We start from the raw sequence: 19,983 nt of genomic DNA, 5'->3' as shown, positions 1-19,983 counted from the left end.
TTGAAGATGAAGACGGGGCCGGGTTTGGACGTGCATATCACAAAAAGAACAGCGCTTTTGTTGCTGCTCGACATCATTGCCACGTATCTGTCGTATTGGCTTGCATCTATCCTTACCAACGTAAAGGGAGAGGTGTTCGTCAATAACGAGATATACTTCGTGCTGGGTATCCTCGCGTTTATCAATGTCGTGGTTTTGGCGACGTTTCGCCTGTACAACAATTTATGGGAATATGCCAGCATCGATGAGGTCATCCAAATCGTCGGCGCAACCGTGCTCGGCACGTTGGGCGGCGCCGTGTTTCTGTGGATTATCGGTACCAGGCTTCCCATCAGGGTATTCGTTGTTTCCTGCTTCCTTCTGATCTTCTTCATGGGCGGCATCCGCTTCGTGTTCCGCTTTATGCGTCAAAAGGGAAGGGCTATCGCCTCGTCGCAGCGCACATGCGACCGCCCGCGCACGCTGGTGGTCGGTGCGGGCGAAACGGGCTCGTTGGCAATCGGGCGCATGGCGTCGAAAGACCCGCTCATGCCTGGTATCCCCATCGTTGCCACTGACGATGATCCTGCAAAGCGGGGTCAACGCATCCATGGTGTGAAGGTCTCTGGCGGAACCCCTGACATCGTCGATCTGGTCGATCGCTACGATATCGAGCAGATCGTCGTAGCCATCCCCTCGTCCACGCCAGAGGAGCGCAAGCGCATTTACGGCGAATGCACGAAAACGGATTGCCGTTTGCGCACGCTGCCTAACGTTCGCGCTTTGTCTCTCGACGAAATCGGGGATGTGAGCCTGCGCGACGTCGATGTGGCGGACCTGCTTGGTCGCGAGGAGATCGTTCTGAATACCCGTGCGGTTTCCGGCTATATCGCCGGCGAAACCGTGCTGGTTACTGGCGGCGGCGGTTCCATCGGCAGCGAGCTGTGCCGTCAGCTGTGCACGGTGGCGCCTGCTCGCATCGTTATCTTCGATATATATGAAAACGATGCGTACATGCTGCGCAACGAGCTTCTGTCCGAATACGACGACATCGATATCATCATCGAGATCGGCAACGTATGCGACAAGGAGCGCGTCAACGAGGTGTTCGCGAAGTATCGCCCGGGTGCGGTGTTTCATGCGGCTGCCCATAAACACGTTCCCCTTATGGAGCATTGCCCGCGCGAGGCCGTTCACAACAACGTGTTCGGTACGTTGAATGCCGTTCACGCCGCTGATGCGTACGGGGCGGCGCGCTTCATCTTCATCTCCACCGATAAGGCGGTTAACCCCACAAGCGTCATGGGGGCGACCAAGCGCATGGGTGAAATGATCGTGCAGTACTATGCGCGCACATCGAAAACCATTTTCACCGCAGTGCGTTTCGGCAACGTGCTCGGCTCTAACGGCAGCGTGATCCCCGTCTTCCAGCGCCAAATCGCCGCTGGCGGGCCCGTTACCGTTACGCATCCGGACATCGAGCGTTTCTTCATGACCATTCCCGAGGCGTCGCGATTGGTCATCCAAGCGGGAGGCATGGCGCACGGCGGCGAGATCTTCATTTTGGATATGGGCGAACCCGTCAAAATCGTCGATTTGGCAAAAGGCCTTATCCAGCTGCAAGGCCTTACGCCGGACGTGGATATCAAAATAGAGTTTACGGGTCTGCGTGAAGGTGAGAAGATGTACGAGGAACTGCTCATGGACGAGGAGAGCACGCTTCCCACCGATAACCAGTCCATCATGATCTCCACGGGCCAGGAAATCAGCTATGATCAGGTTGCCTCGAAGCTCGATGAGTTGGAAAACGCGCTTTCGGCAACTGATGGGGAAGCTATTCGCATGCTTGAACAGGCGGTCCCAACGTACCATTACACCTCGAATGGGAAGGGCATAGTATGAGCATCAAATGCGGTATCGTCGGTGCAGCCGGCTTCGCTGGCATAGAGCTGGTCCGAGTTGCGCTGCGGCACCCCGAGTTCGAATTGGTTGCCGTTACCTCCAATGAGCTTGCCGGAACCCCCGTGGCCAAGGAGTACCCTTGCTTCACGGGAGCTACCGACCTTGCCTTCTCCAGGCATGACGATCCCGTTCTCGATCAGTGCGATGTCGTGTTCCTTGCCGTGCCCCATACCGCGGCAATGGCAATGGCCCCTCGCATCGTCGATCGCGGGGGCGTGGTGGTCGACCTGTCCGCCGATTTCCGCTTAAAGGACCCTGCGGTTTACGAGCGGTGGTACAAAGTCCCTCATACTCAAACCGAGCTGCTCAAGCGCGCCGCCTTCGGCTTGCCCGAGCTGTTCCCAGACGATCTCATCGCCGCCGCGCAGCAGCGCAAGGAAGGCAAAGGGGCGGTCGTCGGTTGCGCCGGCTGCTATCCCACGGCAACCACGCTTGCTGCAGCGCCTGCCGTGCGTCTTGGCCTTGTCGATGACAAAGCTCCAATCGTCGTAGACGCTATTTCCGGTGTGACGGGCGCAGGCAAGAAGGCTACGGCGCGCACTCATTTCTGCTTCGCCAACGAGAATCTCGAGGCTTACGGCGTGGCAACGCATCGCCACACGCCTGAAATCGAGCAGATCCTGGGTGTTTCCGACCGCTTGGTGTTCACCCCTCATTTGGCGCCGCTGAACAGGGGTCTTCTGTCTACGGTGAACCTGCCCTTGGCAGCCGGGGCAACGCGCGATGTGGCGAAGATCGTCGAGAGCTATAAAGAGTTCTATAGAGACAGCGCGTTCGTGACGGTGCTCGATGCTGGGGTTATGCCCAAGACGTCTTCCGTCGTGGGCACGAATTGCGCTCATATCGGGCTTGCCGTCAATGAGCGGGTCGGCATGCTCATTGCCGTCGGAGCTATAGACAACCTCTGCAAAGGCGCTGCCAACCAAGCTGTTCAGTGCGCTAACATTGTATTCGGGCTGCCGGAGGACCTTGGCCTCGATAAGGTGGCGGTTCCCGTATAGCCAATCCGCCCGCCGTTTCGGCGGGCGTTTCAGAAGGAGGGCGTAATGACTCATGCAGTTTCCGCTGCGTCTAAGGGGGACGCGGTGAAGCCTCTGCATAACGCAAGCACCGCCGACTCCTACGCGGATCTGCCGTTCTTGCCGGCAGGCGGCGTTGCGTCGGCGAAGGGCTTCAAGGCTTGCGGCATCCATGCAGGATTCCGCGCTGACCCAAAGCGTCTGGATTTCGCGTTGGTGGCAGCCGATCAGCCGGCGGCGTGTGCCGCGGTGTTCACCACGAACGTGTTCTGCTCGGCTCCGGTCACGGTGTCCAAGGAGCACCTTGATGGTGCGGGGTACGGCATCGCGCGCGCAGTGGCTATCAACTCGGGTATTGCAAATGCGGCTACCGGGGACAAGGGCCTACAGACGGCGCGCCAATCGTCCGGCATCGTCGCCGATGCCCTCGGTTGCCCGGTGCAAGAAGTTTTGGTGGCGTCCACGGGCGTTATCGGTCAGCATCTGCAGATGGAGCCGTTCGAAAGCGGCGCGCCTTTGGCCGCATCGGCGCTGTCTGCTGCGGGAGGCGCCGATGCGGCTCGCGCCATCATGACGACGGACACCAAGCCGAAGGAATTCGCCGTAACGTTTAGCGGTAACGGTTTGGGCTATGACGGATGCATGTTCACGGTGGGCGGCATGGCAAAGGGCTCAGGCATGATCATGCCCAATATGGCCACCATGATCAGCGTCATCACCACCGATGCGCCCGTGGCTGCAAATCACCTGCATGAGGCCCTTTCGAAGGCGGTCGGGATCAGCTTCAACAAGATCACCGTCGACTCCGATACCTCCACGAACGACTCGTGCTTCCTTCTGGCAAGCGGTGCGGCGGCCCCGCAGGGCGCTGCATGCATGCAGCCTGGCACGCCTGCCTTCGACGCATTCGAGAACGCGCTGCGCACCGTCTGCGTCGCACTTGCTCGCGAGATGGCGGTCGATGGCGAAGGCGCCACGCGCCTCATCACCGTTAACGTGGCGGGGGCGGCGAATCCGGAGGATGCGGACAAGGCGGCGCGCACCGTGGCGAATTCGCCGCTGGTGAAAACAGCGGTTTACGGGCACGATGCTAATTGGGGCCGTATCGCCGCAGCGCTTGGCAGATCCGGCGCGACGTTCTCCCAAGGCAATGTGGCCATCGACATCATGGGGCTTCCGGTATGCAGAAAAGGCTTAACCGTGGATTTCGACGAGGACGAGGCACTTCGTCGTTTCGAGGAGCCCGAAGTGGTCATCGACGTCGACCTTGGCGTTGGTAACTGCGCAACAACCATGTGGACATGCGATTTCTCGCACGAATACGTCACTATCAATGGAGATTACCGCTCATGAAGTACGCAAAGGATACGCGCCCCGAGGGCGCATCAACGGAGGCAGCTAAGATCCTCGTCGAGGCGCTGCCGTGGATCAAGAACATCACCGGTAAAACCGTCGTCATCAAATACGGCGGATCTGCTATGGTCGATGAGAAGCTGCGCGCGGACGTCATGAGCGACATCGTGCTGCTCAAGATCGTCGGCGTGAACCCCGTCATCGTCCACGGTGGCGGAATGGCCATCACCAGGGCGATGGACCTCATGGAAATCCCCGTTGAGTTCAAGGACGGCCAGCGTGTTACCACGCCCGAGGCCATGAATCTAGTCCGCACCGTCCTTATGGGCGAGGTCAACCAGGAATTGGTCGAGGCCTTGAACCATCATGGCAATTTTGCCGTGGGCGTCTCCGGTGCTGATGGCGGCGTTATCGTAGCCGAGCAGGCAAGTCCTGATCTGGGTCGTGTCGGCCGCATCACGCGCATCAATCGCCCTCTGCTCGACGATTTGGTGGCATCGGATTATATTCCGGTTATCGCGTCGGTCGCAATCGGAGAGGACGGCGGCTTCTACAACGTCAACGCCGACATGGTTGCGGGCCATATCGCCGCCGCTATCGGCGCTCATAAGGCGGTGTTTCTTACCGACGTCGACGGCCTGTACGAGAACTTCGAGGATAAAAGCTCGCTCATCTCCAACCTCACCGTGTTCGAGGCGCGCTATATGGTCGAGAACAACGTGGTGTCCACGGGCATGATCCCGAAGCTGAAGTCGTGCATCCATGCGCTGGAAAACGGCGTGCAGCGTGCGCATATCATCAACGGGACCACGCCTCATTCTCTGCTGCTCGAAATGCTTACCAGCACCGGTGTCGGCACGACCATGCATTCCACCGAGGAGGCCTATCGTTTCGACAGCCACCCTCTGGGCAAATTCGCTTCGAAGCTTCTGGAGAACCGTGAAGAAGTCGAGGCCGCTCAGAAGGCCTCTATCCAGAGTTCTTCCGTACATTAAAGCAATCGTTACCTTACGAAGGAAGTTGATAGCATGTCGCTAGAGCAACAACAGGAACTTGAGTCGCAATATGTGATGCATACGTTTGCTCGTAAGCCCGTCGAGCTCGTTTCCGGCAAGGGCATGGAAGTCGAAGATGCCGAGGGCAATACATATCTCGACTTCATCGCGGGCATCGGCGTGTGCAGTCTCGGCCATTGCCATCCTGCCATCACCAAGGCTCTGCAAGACCAGTCCGAGCGCCTGATCCACGTGAGCAATTACTACTACATCGAGGGCCGTGGCGAGCTTTCCCGTAAAATCTCCGGGTTGCTCAATGGTGGGGATCCTGCAAGCCCCGAGCCGTGGCAGACGTTCTATGCAAACTCCGGAGCCGAAGCAAACGAGTGCGCTATCAAGCTTGCTCGCCTGTATGCTCGCAAGAACGCCGAAGAGGCCGCCCGTGCCGCAGGTGCGGACGATGCCAAGATCAAGCAGGCGTTCGATGGCGCTCCGCGCACCATCGTGGTCCTTGATCGCAGCTTCCATGGACGAACGCTCGCAACGCTTGCTGCCACTGCTCAGCCCGCGAAGCAGGAGGCGTTCCAGCCCTTGCCCGGTGGTTTCGTAAGCACGCCTATCAATGACATCCAAGCTCTTACCCGTCTGTTCGAGCAGCAGGGCCATGATATCTGCGCCGTCATGCTCGAGTGCATCCAAGGCGAAAGCGGCGTGCATCCGTGCACGAAGGAATTCCTGGAGGCGGTGCGCAATCTGACCAAGGAGCATGGTGCTCTTATGATGTGCGACGAGGTTCAAACCGGAATCTTCCGTTGCGGTACCCCGTTCGGCTTCCAGCATTTCGGAGTAACCCCCGATATCGTGACCATGGCGAAGGGCATCGCCGGCGGAATGCCTATGGGCGCCTGCGCTGCCCCCGCCCATATCGCAAAGGCATATCAGCCTGGTGACCACGGCACCACGTTTGGCGGCAGCTGCTTGGCGGTAGCAGCTGCAACGGCAACGCTTGACACGCTTTCCAATGGTTTTCAGCAGCATGTGCAGGAAACCGGCGAATATATGCGCCAGCAGCTTGCCGGCGTGTCCAAGGTCAAGGAGGTCCGCGGTGTCGGTCTTATGAACGCCATCGACCTCGATGAATCGGTCGATGCGCCCGCTTTGGTTCAGAAGGCGCTTGGCAAGGGCCTGCTGCTCAATGCAACGGGCGCCCATACCCTGCGCTTCCTTCCGCCGTTAGTGTGCGAGAAGGGCGACATCGATGCAATGGTCGAGCGTCTGAACCAGATGATCGAAGCCTAAAGACCCCATAATGCTTGCCAAGGATCCACGTAGCGGCGTGGATTCTTGGCATCCAATCGGATGAGATTTCAAGGCAACGTTTAGCTCGTATAAGAGAAGTGGCATATTCTTCGCAAATTTCAATTTCATCTCGCTGATCACTAAATCTTGCGGTATTATGAATTGCATATTCTTGATGACACTTACACTATTTTGCATATGCATCAGGAATCATTGGAGGAAACCGGGTACAATGCCCCACCTGGGGCGGGAAGTAACGAGGCATGAGGAAACGGCAACAAAGACATGATGTGATTCGCGACATCATTCGCGATCGCAATGTCAAGACGCAGCGCGATCTCGCTAATCAGCTGCAGTCTGCCGGCTACGAGTGCACTCAGGCTACTATTTCTCGCGATATCATGGACATGGGTCTCGTGAAGTCTCGCGAGGGTTACTATGTCCTTCCCGAGGAAATGCGTCTTCAACGCATGGTTTCCGAATTAGTTGAAGAGGTGCACGTCGCTGGCAATCTCGTTGTTGTGAAGACGTTCTCCGGCGGTGCTGCCGGCGTCTCCGCAGCCCTTGACAAAGCCAGCCTGCGTGGAGCGCTCGGCACTGTTGCCGGCGACAACACCATTATGATCGCAGCAGAAAGCCCCGAGGCTGCGGTGGAGGTCGAGCGAGCCATCGACCGTCTGCGACGACGATAATCGTCTAGTATTTTACCGTTGCAAAGACGGTTATCTTTGCATATCCCACGTTGTATTTACAAGTTGTTACGTCATTGCGTTGCGCACTGTCTCTAGAAAATTGTGCACGTATAATTCCTAAGGGATTACTGTAGTTTCAGGAAATTTCACTTGGGAAACTAATCTGTAACCAGGCAGTACGGGGCATACCTGTATCTTGTGGCACTCGTGGACCCAAATCTCCTTGTTGCTAAACAAATCGCATTCGAAAGGGCCGATCATCATGGCAGAGCAGAAAGACAAAGTAGTACTCGCATATTCCGGTGGTCTTGATACATCTTGTTGCATAAAATGGTTGCAGGATGAAATGAATCTGGACGTCATCGCCGTGGTTGGCGATGTGGGGCAGGAGCACGATGGCCTTGAGAAGGTCAAGGAAAAGGCTTTGCGTGTCGGTGCTCTTGAGTGCATCGTGGTAGATATGCGTCAGATGTTTGCGCAGGAATACCTCACGAAGGCGCTAGCGGCGAATGCTATGTACGAGAACAAGTATCCGCTGGTGTCGGCGCTTTCTCGTCCCTTGATTTCGAAGCATCTTGTGGATGCTGCGCACAAGTTCGGTGCAAAGTATATCGCTCACGGTTGCACGGGCAAGGGCAATGATCAGGTGCGTTTCGAATCCAGCATCACCATGCTCGATCCGTCGCTGAAGATTTTGACCCCGGTTCGCGAGTGGAATCTGCTTACGCGTCCCGATGAGATCGAGTGGGCTCAGGCTCATGGCGTGGAGGTCGGCGTCACGAAGGATTCCCCGTACTCAATCGATGACAACCTGTGGGGTCGCGCAATCGAGTGCGGCGTACTGGAAGATCCTTGGATCGAGCCGCCTGCGGATATCTACACCATGACCGCCGATCCTATGCAGGCGCCCGATCAGCCGGAATATGTGGAGCTCACCTTTGCTCGCGGAGTGCCCTATGCGATCAACGGCAACCAGAAGAGCTATCTGGGCATCATTTACGAGCTCAACGAAATCGCGGGCAAGCACGGTTACGGTCGTATCGACATGATCGAGAACCGCTTGGTGGGGGTCAAAAGCCGTGAATGCTATGAAGCCCCTGCGGGAATGGCTCTGATCAAGGCGCATAAGGCGCTGGAGGATCTGGTGCTTGAGCGCGAGGTCCTGCATCACAAGCTTGCGCTGGAGCAAACCTGGGCGAATTGCGTTTATAACGGCCAATGGTTCTCGCCGCTGAAAGAGGCTATCGATGCATTCATGGCTTCTACGCAGCGCTGCTTGTACGGCACCATCCGCTTGAAGTTCTTCAAGGGTTCTTGCACGGTGGTCGGCCGCAAGTCCGCATACTCGCTCTACGATCAGGGTCTGGCAACGTACGACAAGGGGGATACCTTCAATCGCGACGCAGCCAAGGGCTTCATCGAGATCCAGACGCTGTCCACGAAAACCTGGGCCGTCAATCGTCGTCAGGAAGGCGCTCCTGCCGAGTTGTTCGATGCTCAAAATGAGAAGGGCCCCCTCAAGCGCGGCCGCTATGAGGGCGTAACGCCGCTGAGCCGCCAAGAACCTGCTGCTGAAGCTCACAAGGAAACGGAGTAACCTATGGCTCTCTGGTCGGGCAGATTCATGGAAAACGTTAGCGAGTTCACGCAACGCTTCGGCGCCTCGCTGCCTGTCGATAAGGCCTTGTATGCGCAGGATATCGCAGGGTCGAAGGCTCATGTGAAGATGCTGGCGACAGTCGGCGTGATCTCGGAAGATGACGCTCAGCAAATCGCTGCGGGGCTTGATCGCGTCAAAGCCGATATCGAGTCAGGTGATTTCATGTTCGATATCAACGACGAGGATATCCATATGTCAGTGGAAAAGGCGCTCACTGCAGAAATCGGCGATGCGGGAGCGCGTTTGCACACGGGCCGCAGCCGCAACGATCAGGTTGCAACGGATACGCGCCTGTATGCCAAGCAGCGTGCAACCGATCTGATGCGCGCCAATGTTGCGCTGCGTCATGCGCTCATAGGTCAGGCCGAGGCGAATTTCGGTGTTATCCTGCCTGGTTATACCCACTTGCAGCATGCGCAACCGGTCCTGTTCTCGCACCATATGCTTGCGTATGTCTGGATGCTTGCGCGCGATTATCGCCGTTTGCAGGCTGCACGAGATGCGGCCGACGCCTGTCCGCTGGGCGCAGCTGCGCTGGCTGGGACAACGTATCCGCTTGATCGGCAGATGACGGCAGGGGAATTGGGCTTCGCTTCGGTGATCCCGAACTCGCTCGATGCCGTGTCGGACCGCGATTTCCTGCTTGACTTGGATTACGCTTGCGCCGTTTCCTGCATGCATCTGTCGCGCCTGTGCGAGGAGCTGGTGCTTTGGTCGACATCCGAGTTCGGCTTCATCGAGCTGTCCGATGCGTTCTCCACGGGTTCGTCCATCATGCCTCAAAAGAAGAACCCCGATTTTGCCGAGCTGATCCGCGGCAAGACCGGTCGCGTGATCGGCAATTTGGTGTCGTTGCTGGTGACCATGAAGGCGCTCCCCCTTGCCTACAACAAGGACCTTCAGGAAGACAAGTACGGGGCAATCGATTCGGCGAAAACGCTGGAAGATTGCCTGCAATGCGCCGCGGGAATGATAGAAACCATGAGCATCAAGCCGGAGAACATGCTCAAGCAGGCGAAGCTCGGCCATTTGGCGGCGACGGATGTGGCCGACTACTTGGCGAAGAAGGGCCTTCCGTTCCGTCATGCGCATGAAGTGGTGGGGCATTTGGTCCTGCTGTGCGAGCAGCGCGGCTGCAATCTCGACGATCTGTCGTTCGACGACTTTAAGGCGGCAAGCCCGTTGTTCGAGGAGGACATCGTCAAGGCGCTCGTTCTTCCCAGCATCGTGGCTGCTCGAACCACGGAAGGGGGAACGGGCGAAGCGGCTGTGGCCCAGCAGATGGAGAAAGCTAAAGCGGTGCTTGCCGCAGACGAGTCGCTGCTATAGCCGCAGCGCCTCGAAAATCAAAAGGGCGGCCAGGGGACGAACAGTCGATTCCCTGGCCGCCCTTGGCTTTTTTGCTACGAACTTGTGTGCTTTGAAAACCCTATTTCCCCCGATGGTACAATTACTCAAGTTTCTTGGAGGTGGTTCGTGGCTTCTCGTTCGATAAAGAACAGGCCGAGCATTAAGAAAAAGCGTCCTTTTGTCGGCCTGCTTGCATTTCTCAGTATCATCGCGGCTATTTGCCTGGCCGGTTGCATAGGCGTCGTCGTCTTGGGCGATTCCTGGATCGGCGACCTGAAAACCTATGATGTCTCGGAAGTATCCGAGCTGAATACGTCTGCGCCGACTACGGTGCTTGCATCCGACGAGAAGACGCAGCTTGCGCGCTTCCAGGTGGAAAACCGTGAGCCGGTGGAGCTGAGCGGCATCAGCAAGTACGTGATGCAGGGCACGGTGGCAACGGAGGACGAGCGATTCTACGATCATGGCGGCTTCGACCTGGTCGGCATTGCCCGTGCCGCCTTCGTCACGCTTACAGGGTCTGGTCGCGAAGGCGCTTCAACCATTACGCAGCAGTTCGTGCGCAACACGGTGCTCGCCGACGAGATGAACGATATCTCGCTTAAGCGCAAGGTCCGCGAGATGTATCTTTCCGTCAAAATCGAGGAGATGTACTCGAAAAACGACATCCTCCTCATGTACCTGAACACCGTGAATTACGGTTCGGGTGCTTATGGTATCCAGGCGGCTTCCCAGCGATATTTCTCTAAAGATGCAACTGATTTGACGCTGGCGGAAGCGGCGGCGCTTGTCGGCATCCCCCAATCGCCTACCTATAACAACCCCATCGATTACCCGGACAATTGCTATGCGCGTCGTAATCTGGTCCTCGATCGCATGCTGACGAACGGCTATATCACTCAGGAAGAGCACGACTCCGCAAAAGCCCAGGATCTTGTGCTCAATCCCTCCGTACCGTCTTCGGATGGCATCGAGAAGTACCCGTATTTCACCAGCTACGTCAAAAACGTGCTTTCCGACCAGTACTCCCAGCTCGATGTGTTCAAGGGCGGGCTGACCGTTGTCACCACCCTTGATGTGGATACCCAAGAGGCAGCAGAGGATGCCGTCCGCACAAAGGAAGAGGGCCTGAGCGATGCCATCAGCGGTTCGCTCGTGGCAATCGATCCTTCCACGGGTTTCATCCGCGCATTGGTCGGCGGCAAGGATTGGGATACGCAAAAGACCAACCTGGCAACCGGCGAGGGAACCAACGGCGGCCGTCCTTGCGGTTCATCCTTTAAGACGTTCACGCTGATCGCGGCTTTGGAAGAGGGCATCGATCCGCAAACCATGGTGGATTGCTCGTCGCCTTCGGTGATCCCCGATACCGGATACGATAGCTCGAATCCGCTGCAGAACATCAACAACATCAACTACGGGACCCGCAGCATCGCGCGCGCTTTCGCCGTGTCGTCCAACACCGGTTTCGTGCGACTGCAAATGGCTTTGGGAACCCAAAAGGTCATCGATGCCGCGAAGAAGATGGGAATCACTTCCACGCTCAACGCCAATCCGTCGCTGACGCTCGGCCAGTCCAACGTCACTATGCTCGACATGGCGGATGCGTATGCCTGCATCGCCAACGGCGGCACGAAGTACGATGCTCAGCCCATCCTGAAGATCTACGACAAGAACAACAACCTTATCGTGGATAACAGCCATCCGTCGGGGACGCAGGTCATCTCCGCCGAAGTGGCCCATGCGGCAACCGAGGTCATGAAGGGCGTCGTGAACACCTCCGAAGGTACCGGCACGCTGGCCAAGCTCGATAACGGCCAGGAAGTGGCGGCGAAGACGGGTACTTCCAGCGAGTACCATGACATCACGTTCTGCGGCATCACGCCGCAGCTGTCCGTTGCCATCTGGTTCGGCGATCCGTCTAACCAGGAAACCATCCCCACCGACGTTAGCGCGGCGGATGTGTTCAAGGAGTTCATGACGGCGGCGCTGTACGGCAAGCAAACCGAAACGTTCCCCCAGGCATCGAACCCCACGTACAAGGCGTTCTCGAATGCCACGTACCATATCGGAACGACGTCTTCCAGCTCGTCTTCCAACAGCGCGAACTCCGCTGGAAATTCGAGCAATAACCAATACGGCAACTCCACCGGCTCGAGCAACGGCCAGTACGGCACGGCTAGCGGAAACGGCAACTCCAATAGCTACGGCACCGGCAACACAAACGGGAGCGTCTCAGGCAGCACGGGGTCCGATAACGGCAGTGCAACCGGTGGCGGGACGACCGGCGGCGCTACGGGAGGCGGTACCGGGGCGGCAACCGGCGGTACGACCGGCGGGGGTGGCACCGGGGCGGCAACCGGAGGGGGCACAGCTTCCGGGGGCGCATCTGCCGGCGGCGGTGCGTCAACCCAGTAAGATATGGTTCGGCAACAGGTAGAACAGGACCGGAAATGGCTCATACGATGGTAAAACTGACGGCAACGGTTTGCGCTGCGGCGTTGAGCGTTGCCGTGCTAGGCGGCTGCATGCCCCAGCAGCAAACCTCTGCGGCTTCGCAGGCGCAGTCGGACAACCGTGCCTATATGACGCAGGTCAATCAAACCATGGAAACGCTGCAAACCCGTTTGAACGGCTTTTCGGATGCCGTGTCCCGTGGCGATGTGGTCACGATGCGCACCCAGGCGGACAACGCCTTCAAAGCGCTCGACGAGCTTGATAGCCAAGAGGCACCCGATGCTCTCAAGGACGTGAAGCAGTGCTATGTCGACGGCAGCGAACAGCTGGAGAATGCTTTGAACGCCTATATCGAGCTGTACACGGAAATCGACAGCGCAACGGATGCGCAGCCGTTCGATTGGTCTACGTACGACCAACGCATTGCCGATATTCAGGCTGCTTACAACAGCGGCCTCGAAAAGCTGCAGGAAGGCGACAAAACCGCTGCTGATCTTCCGCAATAAGGCTTTCTAGAAGAAGGAGCCGTCATCGAGCCTAAGGCCGAGACGGTAAGATGAAAACGAGGATGTTCCCCGCGATATCGCTTCGCGGGGAACATCCTCGTTTTGGCGGCTTTTGGGCGTTCCGGTTATCTAGCGCTTCTCCGTCAAGCTGCCTTAGATAGCTCCTCGATTAATCGGCTTGTGCCGACTTTGCCAAGCTGCCTGCAGCGGCTTTTTCGTCGAAAGCAGCTGGCGTCGGTTTTGTCGCGCAACCAACGGCGATTCGATTTGCTAGTTGGTTTTCGGCCCGGTGGATAGCACGACCACCACCATGCCGTCGCTGGCAATATACTGCCTGATCACGCTATCCTTCGGTACGGTGCTCGAGTATTCCGTCACCGAGCCGGCCTTCCAGTCTTTCAGCAGCTCCTTCGCTTCTTCAAGCGTTTTGCCCGTGGCGTCCGGCGGCGTTTTCGCGTTTGCCGTGCCGCTGGCCTGCGATGAGGTTGCGGTCTGCGAACCTGAGGTTATTGCCGTAGGCGTCTGCTTGTCAGAGGTTTTCTCCTCCTCGGCGCCGAGTGCGGCCTTCTGTTTTTCGTTGAAGGCGTTGTTGTAGCTAGGGGCCTTCGTCTCGGGGAATTGCTCGACCGCCTTTCCGGCGCATGCGCGGTCCATGAAATCCTTCCACAAAGCGTTGCAGTTCAGCTGCGTGTCCGTGGCTATGCTGCCGGCAGGATTGCCGATCCAGGTTGCCACCGAAAGCGATGGGGTGTACCCGACCAGCCAATGATCCGCGAAATCGGTCGAAGTGCCTGTTTTGCCCGCAACGGGCTGACCGTTGCCGAGCTTCGCGGTTTGCGCCGTACCATCAGACGCTTCGAAGACCTGCCGAAGCACGTTGGTGGTCGCGCCGGCAACTTCTTCGCTTATCACGCGTTTCGAGGCGTCATCGGCCTTGTAGATGATGTTGCCGTCCTTGTCCTCGATTTCCGTGATCACAACCGGCTCACGCTTGGTGCCGCCGCTTGCAAGCGTTGCATAGGCGCTGGCCATATCGAGCGGAGTCACGCTGGCTACGCCCAACGTTGTGGTGTACACGGTGTTCATCGGCGATTCGACGCCCAGTCGTCCGGCCATCTCCGTCGTTGCGGCTTGCCCGATTTCCTCGGAAAGGCGCAAGTACCCCGTATTCGCCGAAACAGCGGTGGCGCTCTGAATGGTGCGCACCCCGTAATCGATGTTGTCGAAGTTCTCGAACGTCTGCTCCCTGCCGTCGACCTCCTTGGTCATAGGGGAGGAGCAGTCGATGCGAGTTTGAGGCGAGATCCCCTTTTCTATAGCTGCCGCAAGCGTGAACGCCTTGAACGTCGATCCCGCTTGACGGCCTCCGCCGCCCGTTCCTGTGGCGATGTTCACCTGGCTGATATCGTAGTCGCCACCGCCGACCATGGCTTCGACATAGCCCGTTGCGGGGTCGATGGCAACCAGGGATGCGTCGAGGTCTCCGCTCATGCGGGCTCGCTGCGCATCACATGCCGCTTCCGCGTCGTCTTGCAAGGAGGGGTTCAAGGTGGTGTGGATGGTCAGCCCGCCTTCGAACAGGCTGGCATACGAGCATCCGAAGGGATTGTCCTCCTCCATAAGAAGGTTGCGCACATAGCTGGTGAAATACGGGTATGCGTAAATGCCGTCCTCTGGAACCTCCGGAGCGGGATCGAGGTTCAACGGCTCGGCTTGCGCGGCGTCGCACTGTTCCTGGGTGATATCGCCAGCGGATAGCATGCGCTCAAGGACAAGGTTGCGGCGTTCCAGCGCTGCGTCGGGATACGTTTTCGGATTCAGGAACGTTGGCGACTGCGGAATGCCGGCCAAGGTGGCGGCTTGCGTAAGGCTCAAATCAACAGCGTCGGTTTGGAAATAGTTTTGTGCAGCTGCCTGTATGCCGTAGCAACCATCGCCGTAGTTCACGGTGTTCAAGTACATCATGAGCAGCTCGTCTTTGCTGTACTGCTTTTCCAGATCCATGGCCAGCTGCGCCTCGCGCACCTTGCGTTCGGTCGATATCTCGTTGGCCTCTTGCGTGAGCACCGTGTTGCGCACAAGCTGCTGCGTGATGGTGGATGCGCCTTCCAGGCTGCCACCTGCAAGGTTGTTGACGAATGCGCGCGCAATGCCCGGAAGGTCAACCCCTCCATGTTGGTAGAAGCGCACGTCCTCGGTGTCCACCGTGGCTTGTTTCACGAGGTCGCTGACTTGGTCTGATTCAACGGGGTCGCGCTTTTCCAGTTGGAATTCCGCCAACACCGTGGAACCGTCAGCGGCGTACATGACCGATTCCCGTGCGTGGTTGGTGAAGTCGGTGTCCTCGATAGGCGGAAGGTCATCGCACCAGCTGTCCATTACCCGCAAGGCGCCCTTGGCGCCCCAGTAGCCCATGAAGCACAGGCATACAACGGCAACCAGCAAAAGCCAGGCGGCGGCATGGGTGCGCATTTCGCGCTGTTTTCGTCTGAGTTTCATTGTTCGATTATACTACCATGGCTTTTTTCTTATGCTGTTGCAACTGGATTTTACGAGGCGGCTTCTGCCGCGTGGAGCTTGCAGCTGTATTCTCTACTCAATGGGGGTTGGATATATGGATCAAGAAGTGGAGCTTTTGGCGCCGGCTGGCGGCATTGCGGCGTTCCATGCCGCCGTGCGCGGCGGCGCCGATGCGGTTTACCTGGGCCTTCAGTCGTTTAATGCGCGACGTGGCGCCGATAATTTCACCATCGATACGTTCGCCGATGCTTGCGCTTTCGCGCACCTGCGCGGCGTGAACGTGTACGTTACGCTGAACACGGCCATTCTGCCCGGCGAGGTCGATAGCGCCATGGAAACGGCGCGCCAAGCTTATCGCGCCGGTGCTGATGCGTTCATCGTGCAGGATATCGGCATCGCCTCCGAGCTTTCACGAACGTTGCCGCAGGCGCGTCTGCACATCTCCACGCAAATGAATACGCACAATGAGGCGGGCATGCGCGCCGCCGCTCAGCTTGGCGCCGCGCGCGTGACCCTTGCGCGCGAGCTGTCGCTGCCCGAGATCGAACATATGGCGAAGGTCGGCGACCAGCTGGGCCTTGAAATCGAGACGTTCGCCCACGGCGCGTTGTGCGTGTGCTATTCAGGCCAGTGCTTCATGTCCTCGCTCATCGGCGGGCGTTCGGCGAATCGCGGGCTGTGCGCGCAAGCGTGCCGCCTGCCGTACGCATTGCATAACGTGGCGAAGAACAAGCCGCTCCCGGCACCGGGCGATCACTTGCTGTCCCCGCAGGATCTGTGCAGCATCGACCTGCTTCCCGACCTGGTGCGTGCTGGCGTGGCGTCCCTCAAGATCGAGGGCCGCATGAAGTCGCCCGAGTACGTCTATGCCGTGACCAGCGCTTATCGCGCCGCGCTCGACCGCGTTCTCGCGGCGCGCGATGCCGCGCGCGAAAGCGGCCTGCAGGATTGGACCGCTCCGGGGGGCACGGAGCAGGAGCATGCCCAGCTTGCCGAGGCGTTCTCCCGAGGCTTCACCACCGCGTATCTGGAGGGCAAGCGCGGAAACGAGATCATGAGCTATGGCCGCCCGAACAACCGCGGCGTGTTCATCGGGCGCGTGGCGTCTGTGAAGAACGGAAAGGCCGCCGTGGCATGCGAGCGTCCCATCGTCGCGGGCGACGTGCTCGAGTTTTGGACGAATAAGGGCCATTTCGCCTATACCGTCTCCCAGGTGGATACCGACCGCAACGGAAATCTGCTGCTTGCGCCCGAGCGCGCGGTGGGGAAGGGCGATCGCGTGTTCCGCGTGCGAAGCGCAGAGGCCGCGTTCGTCGATGACGACCGCCTGCCGCGTATTCAAGTGCAGGGTCATGCGCGTCTGCGCATCGGCCAGCCCCTTCGCATCGAGTTTTGCCTGGCCGACAACCCCGCCGACCCGCGTGCGCTGCGCGGCGCCCGCAAGCGCTTTGCAGAGGGCGAGCTGCCCGTCGGGGTCGCCGAAGGGCAGCAGGTAGAGCCCGCACGCACCAAAGCGGTCGGCGAAGATGATGTCCGCGCCCATATCGACAGGCTAGGACAGACTCCGTTTTCCCTGGTGAACCTCGATATCGACATGGATGAGGGTGTGGGAATCGGCTTCTCGCAGCTGCACCATGTGCGCGCAGAGGCGCTCGATTCCCTTGAGCAGGCCCTGCTTGAAGGCACGTTCCAGCGCCCGCTGCCGCGCGTGGAGGCGGGGAGCCGTATGCTTCCGGCGCATGCCGGCGGCGTCCATATCGCGGTACTGGCCACTAATCCGGCTTGCGCTCGGGCGGCAAAGCGCGCCGGTGCCGATGAGGTGTACGTTCCCGCGGTCAACCTGGCGCACGGCCAGGCCACCATCGCCGGTCAGCTCTCGGAAACCGCCGAGCAGGCAAGCTATCCGAAGGCATGCGCCGTCGTGCTGCCCGTCGCCGATCATGACGATTGCGAGCTCACGCGCGAGCAGGCATGCGGCTTTGACGCCTGGCGCAGCGTCCACGCCGATCAGCCGGTCATGGCCGAAAGCCTCGGGCAGCTCGTTCGCGCTCACGAGGCGGGCTCCTGCGTAGAGGTGGGGCCGCACCTGCCCGTCACCAATGCGCTTGCCCTGCAAACCGCCGCGCGCCTCGGCGCGAAGCGGGTCTGGCTCTCGCCCGAACTCAACCTGGCCCAAATCTCCGATTTGGCGAAGGAAAGCCCCGTCGAGCTCGGCCTTACCGTCATCGGACGTCAGGAGCTTATGACCACGGAGCACTGCATGCTCATGAGCCAGGGTCCCTGTGCTCAGGAGTGCGCAACGTGCGCGCGCCGCAAAAGCCCGCATTTCCTGAAGGATCGCAAGGGCTACGACTTCCCGGTGATATCCGACCAGCTCGGACGCAGCCATCTTTACAACAGCGTTCAGCTGGATGTTGCGCATGCCATCCCCGATATCGTTCAGGCTGGCATCACCTGGCTTTTGGTAGACAGCACGCTTATGAACGTGCAGGAGACCACCCAGGCGGTGCAGCGCGTTGTGCGCGCCCGCAACGTGGCGCATGCTCAGGGCACGGCGTTGCCGAAAGAGCCCGGTTGCACCAGTGGACACCTGTTCCGCGGCGTGCAGTAAGCCGCATGTGCTAGAATCCCGAAGATACGCGTTTAGAAAGAGGAAACCATGCTGTCCGCAGAAGAACAACTGCACATCATCGCATCGGGCGCTGCGCAAATCGTGCCCGAAAGCGGCCTGCTCGAGAAGCTCAAGCGCGGCAAGCCGCTCAATATCAAGCTCGGTGTCGACCCGACCAGCCCTGACCTGCATCTGGGTCACGCGGTCCCGCTGCGCAAGATGCGCCAGTTCCAGGACCTGGGTCACAACGTCACGCTCATCATCGGTAACGGCACGGCGCTCATCGGCGACCCGTCGGGTAAGAACACCACCCGCCCGCAGTTGTCTCAGGAGCAGGTGCAGGCCAACGCCGAAACCTACGTCGCCCAGGCTATGAAGATCCTGGACCCCGAGAAAACGAAGATCGTCTACAACGCCGACTGGATCTTGTCGCTGAACCTGAAGGACCTCCTCGGCCTCATGAGCAAGTTCACCGTCGCCCGTATCCTCGAGCGCGATGACTTCACGAAGCGCTATCAGTCCCAAACGCCCATCGCCATGCATGAGTTCCTGTACCCCATCATGCAGGCATACGACTCGGTCATGGTGAAGGCGGACGTCGAAATGGGCGGCACCGACCAGCTGTTCAACCTTCTGGCTGGCCGTGACCTCATGGAGAAGATGGACATGGAGCCGCAGATCGCGCTCACCATGCCGCTGCTCGAGGGCACCGATGGCGTGCGCAAGATGTCGAAGAGCTACGGCAATTATGTTGGCCTCACCGACGATGCCAACGATATGTTCGGCAAGGTCATGTCCATTCCCGACGAGCTCATGGTCAAGTACTATCGCCTGGCATCTACGCTGTCCGTCGCCGAAATCGATCAGCTCGAGGCCGATCTGAAGGCAGACAAGCTGCATCCCAACAAGGTCAAGCGCGCATTGGCCCGCAACATCGTCGCAGCCTATCATGATGAGGCTGCGGCCGAGCAGGCGGAAGCCGACTTCGACCTTAAGTTCAAGGACCACGGTTTCCCGGAGGACGCGCCCACGTTCCAGGCCGACCTCACCCCGGGTGAGGACGGCACCGTGTACTTCGCCAAGCTGCTGGTGAACGCCGGTGCGGCGCAAAGCGTTTCCGACGCACGACGTCTCATCGACGGCGGCGGCGTCAAGCTCAACGGCGAGGCGCTCGAGCCCAAGTCCTACAACCTGGAGCCCGCCCGCCTCGAAGGTGCGCAGATCCAGGTCGGCAAGAAGAAGTTCCTGCGCCTGGTCTAGCTGCAAAGCTAGAAGCCGTAACTATATATATCGAATCGAACGGAGGGGGTCGAAGACCGGCCCTCTCCGTTTGCGTACAGGGATGAGGTGCCCACGGTGCGTCGCCTCATTATCCGGGCGGATGTAAACGGCACCCGCCTGGATCCGCCCCGCGTCGTCCAACGCTCTGCCCTCGGTAGTTGCGATTGCCGCTATGCCAGGCGGCGCATCCCGCCCCGGGCGCGCCCCGTCTACATGCAGGGAAGGGCGCGAAGCGCCCGAATCCCTTCTGGCTATAAGGGGGCCGCAATGCGCCCTCGAACCCCCCTCCGAACCCCATA

The 19,983-nt window shown here is 59.0% G+C and carries 13 protein-coding genes; 12 read left to right on the top strand and 1 reads right to left on the bottom strand.

All coding sequences use genetic code 11. The features are described 5' to 3' along the window. Positions 1-57 precede the first annotated feature (57 nt). The 10 genes from SFHG_RS09450 (at position 58) to SFHG_RS09405 (ending at position 13,272) form a co-directional block, all read left to right on the top strand. Positions 58-1,881 carry a nucleoside-diphosphate sugar epimerase/dehydratase gene (locus SFHG_RS09450; protein ID WP_238318327.1) on the top strand — a complete coding sequence of 608 codons (1,824 nt, stop codon included), beginning with the start codon at positions 58-60 and terminating at the stop codon, positions 1,879-1,881. After that, the gene (gene argC / locus SFHG_RS09445) at positions 1,878-2,942 is read left to right on the top strand and encodes an N-acetyl-gamma-glutamyl-phosphate reductase (protein WP_042436828.1); all 1,065 of its coding nucleotides are present in this window, start codon (positions 1,878-1,880) and stop codon (positions 2,940-2,942) included. The genes SFHG_RS09450 and argC overlap by 4 nt, the downstream gene beginning before the upstream one ends. Positions 2,943-2,987: 45 nt before the next feature. Next, positions 2,988-4,313, top strand: coding sequence for a bifunctional glutamate N-acetyltransferase/amino-acid acetyltransferase ArgJ (argJ, locus tag SFHG_RS09440; RefSeq protein ID WP_081469073.1), 1,326 nt, complete (start codon positions 2,988-2,990; stop codon positions 4,311-4,313). Continuing rightward, a complete protein-coding gene (gene argB, locus SFHG_RS09435) occupies positions 4,310-5,308 on the top strand; it encodes an acetylglutamate kinase (RefSeq protein WP_042436825.1) in 999 nt (332 codons plus the stop codon). Before argJ ends, argB begins: the two co-directional genes overlap by 4 nt. A 33-nt stretch (positions 5,309-5,341) precedes the next feature. Continuing rightward, positions 5,342-6,607: an acetylornithine/succinylornithine family transaminase gene (locus tag SFHG_RS09430; protein ID WP_042436822.1), complete on the top strand. Its 1,266-nt coding sequence runs from the start codon at positions 5,342-5,344 to the stop codon at positions 6,605-6,607. A gap of 263 nt (positions 6,608-6,870) precedes the next feature. Then, positions 6,871-7,299, top strand: coding sequence for an arginine repressor (locus SFHG_RS09425; RefSeq protein WP_042436819.1), 429 nt, complete (start codon positions 6,871-6,873; stop codon positions 7,297-7,299). 262 nt (positions 7,300-7,561) lie between these two features. Then, positions 7,562-8,896 carry an argininosuccinate synthase gene (locus SFHG_RS09420; protein WP_042436818.1) on the top strand — a complete coding sequence of 445 codons (1,335 nt, stop codon included), beginning with the start codon at positions 7,562-7,564 and terminating at the stop codon, positions 8,894-8,896. A 3-nt stretch (positions 8,897-8,899) separates the two neighbouring features. Next, the gene (argH, locus tag SFHG_RS09415) at positions 8,900-10,288 is read left to right on the top strand and encodes an argininosuccinate lyase (protein ID WP_042436817.1); all 1,389 of its coding nucleotides are present in this window, start codon (positions 8,900-8,902) and stop codon (positions 10,286-10,288) included. A gap of 270 nt (positions 10,289-10,558) precedes the next feature. After that, on the top strand, positions 10,559-12,727 hold the full coding sequence (locus tag SFHG_RS09410) for a transglycosylase domain-containing protein (RefSeq protein WP_052297937.1): 2,169 nt from the start codon (positions 10,559-10,561) through the stop codon (positions 12,725-12,727). A gap of 35 nt (positions 12,728-12,762) precedes the next feature. Further along, positions 12,763-13,272, top strand: coding sequence for a hypothetical protein (locus tag SFHG_RS09405; protein ID WP_042436816.1), 510 nt, complete (start codon positions 12,763-12,765; stop codon positions 13,270-13,272). A 270-nt stretch (positions 13,273-13,542) separates the two neighbouring features. On the opposite strand, the gene SFHG_RS09400 is transcribed toward SFHG_RS09405, so the two are convergent. Beyond that, positions 13,543-15,744: a penicillin-binding protein gene (locus tag SFHG_RS09400; protein WP_042436814.1), complete on the bottom strand. Its 2,202-nt coding sequence runs from the start codon at positions 15,742-15,744 to the stop codon at positions 13,543-13,545. Positions 15,745-15,886: 142 nt separating this feature from the next. On the opposite strand from SFHG_RS09400, the gene SFHG_RS09395 reads away from it, so the two are divergent. After that, on the top strand, positions 15,887-18,403 hold the full coding sequence (locus tag SFHG_RS09395; RefSeq protein ID WP_081469072.1) for a U32 family peptidase: 2,517 nt from the start codon (positions 15,887-15,889) through the stop codon (positions 18,401-18,403). 48 nt (positions 18,404-18,451) lie between these two features. Continuing rightward, on the top strand, positions 18,452-19,663 hold the full coding sequence (gene tyrS, locus SFHG_RS09390) for a tyrosine--tRNA ligase (protein ID WP_042436811.1): 1,212 nt from the start codon (positions 18,452-18,454) through the stop codon (positions 19,661-19,663). Positions 19,664-19,983: the final 320 nt, after the last annotated feature.

Source organism: Senegalimassilia anaerobia JC110 (genome assembly GCF_000236865.1).
GTDB lineage: Bacteria > Actinomycetota > Coriobacteriia > Coriobacteriales > Eggerthellaceae > Senegalimassilia > Senegalimassilia anaerobia.
This window is presented reverse-complemented; position numbering and strand designations above follow the sequence as displayed.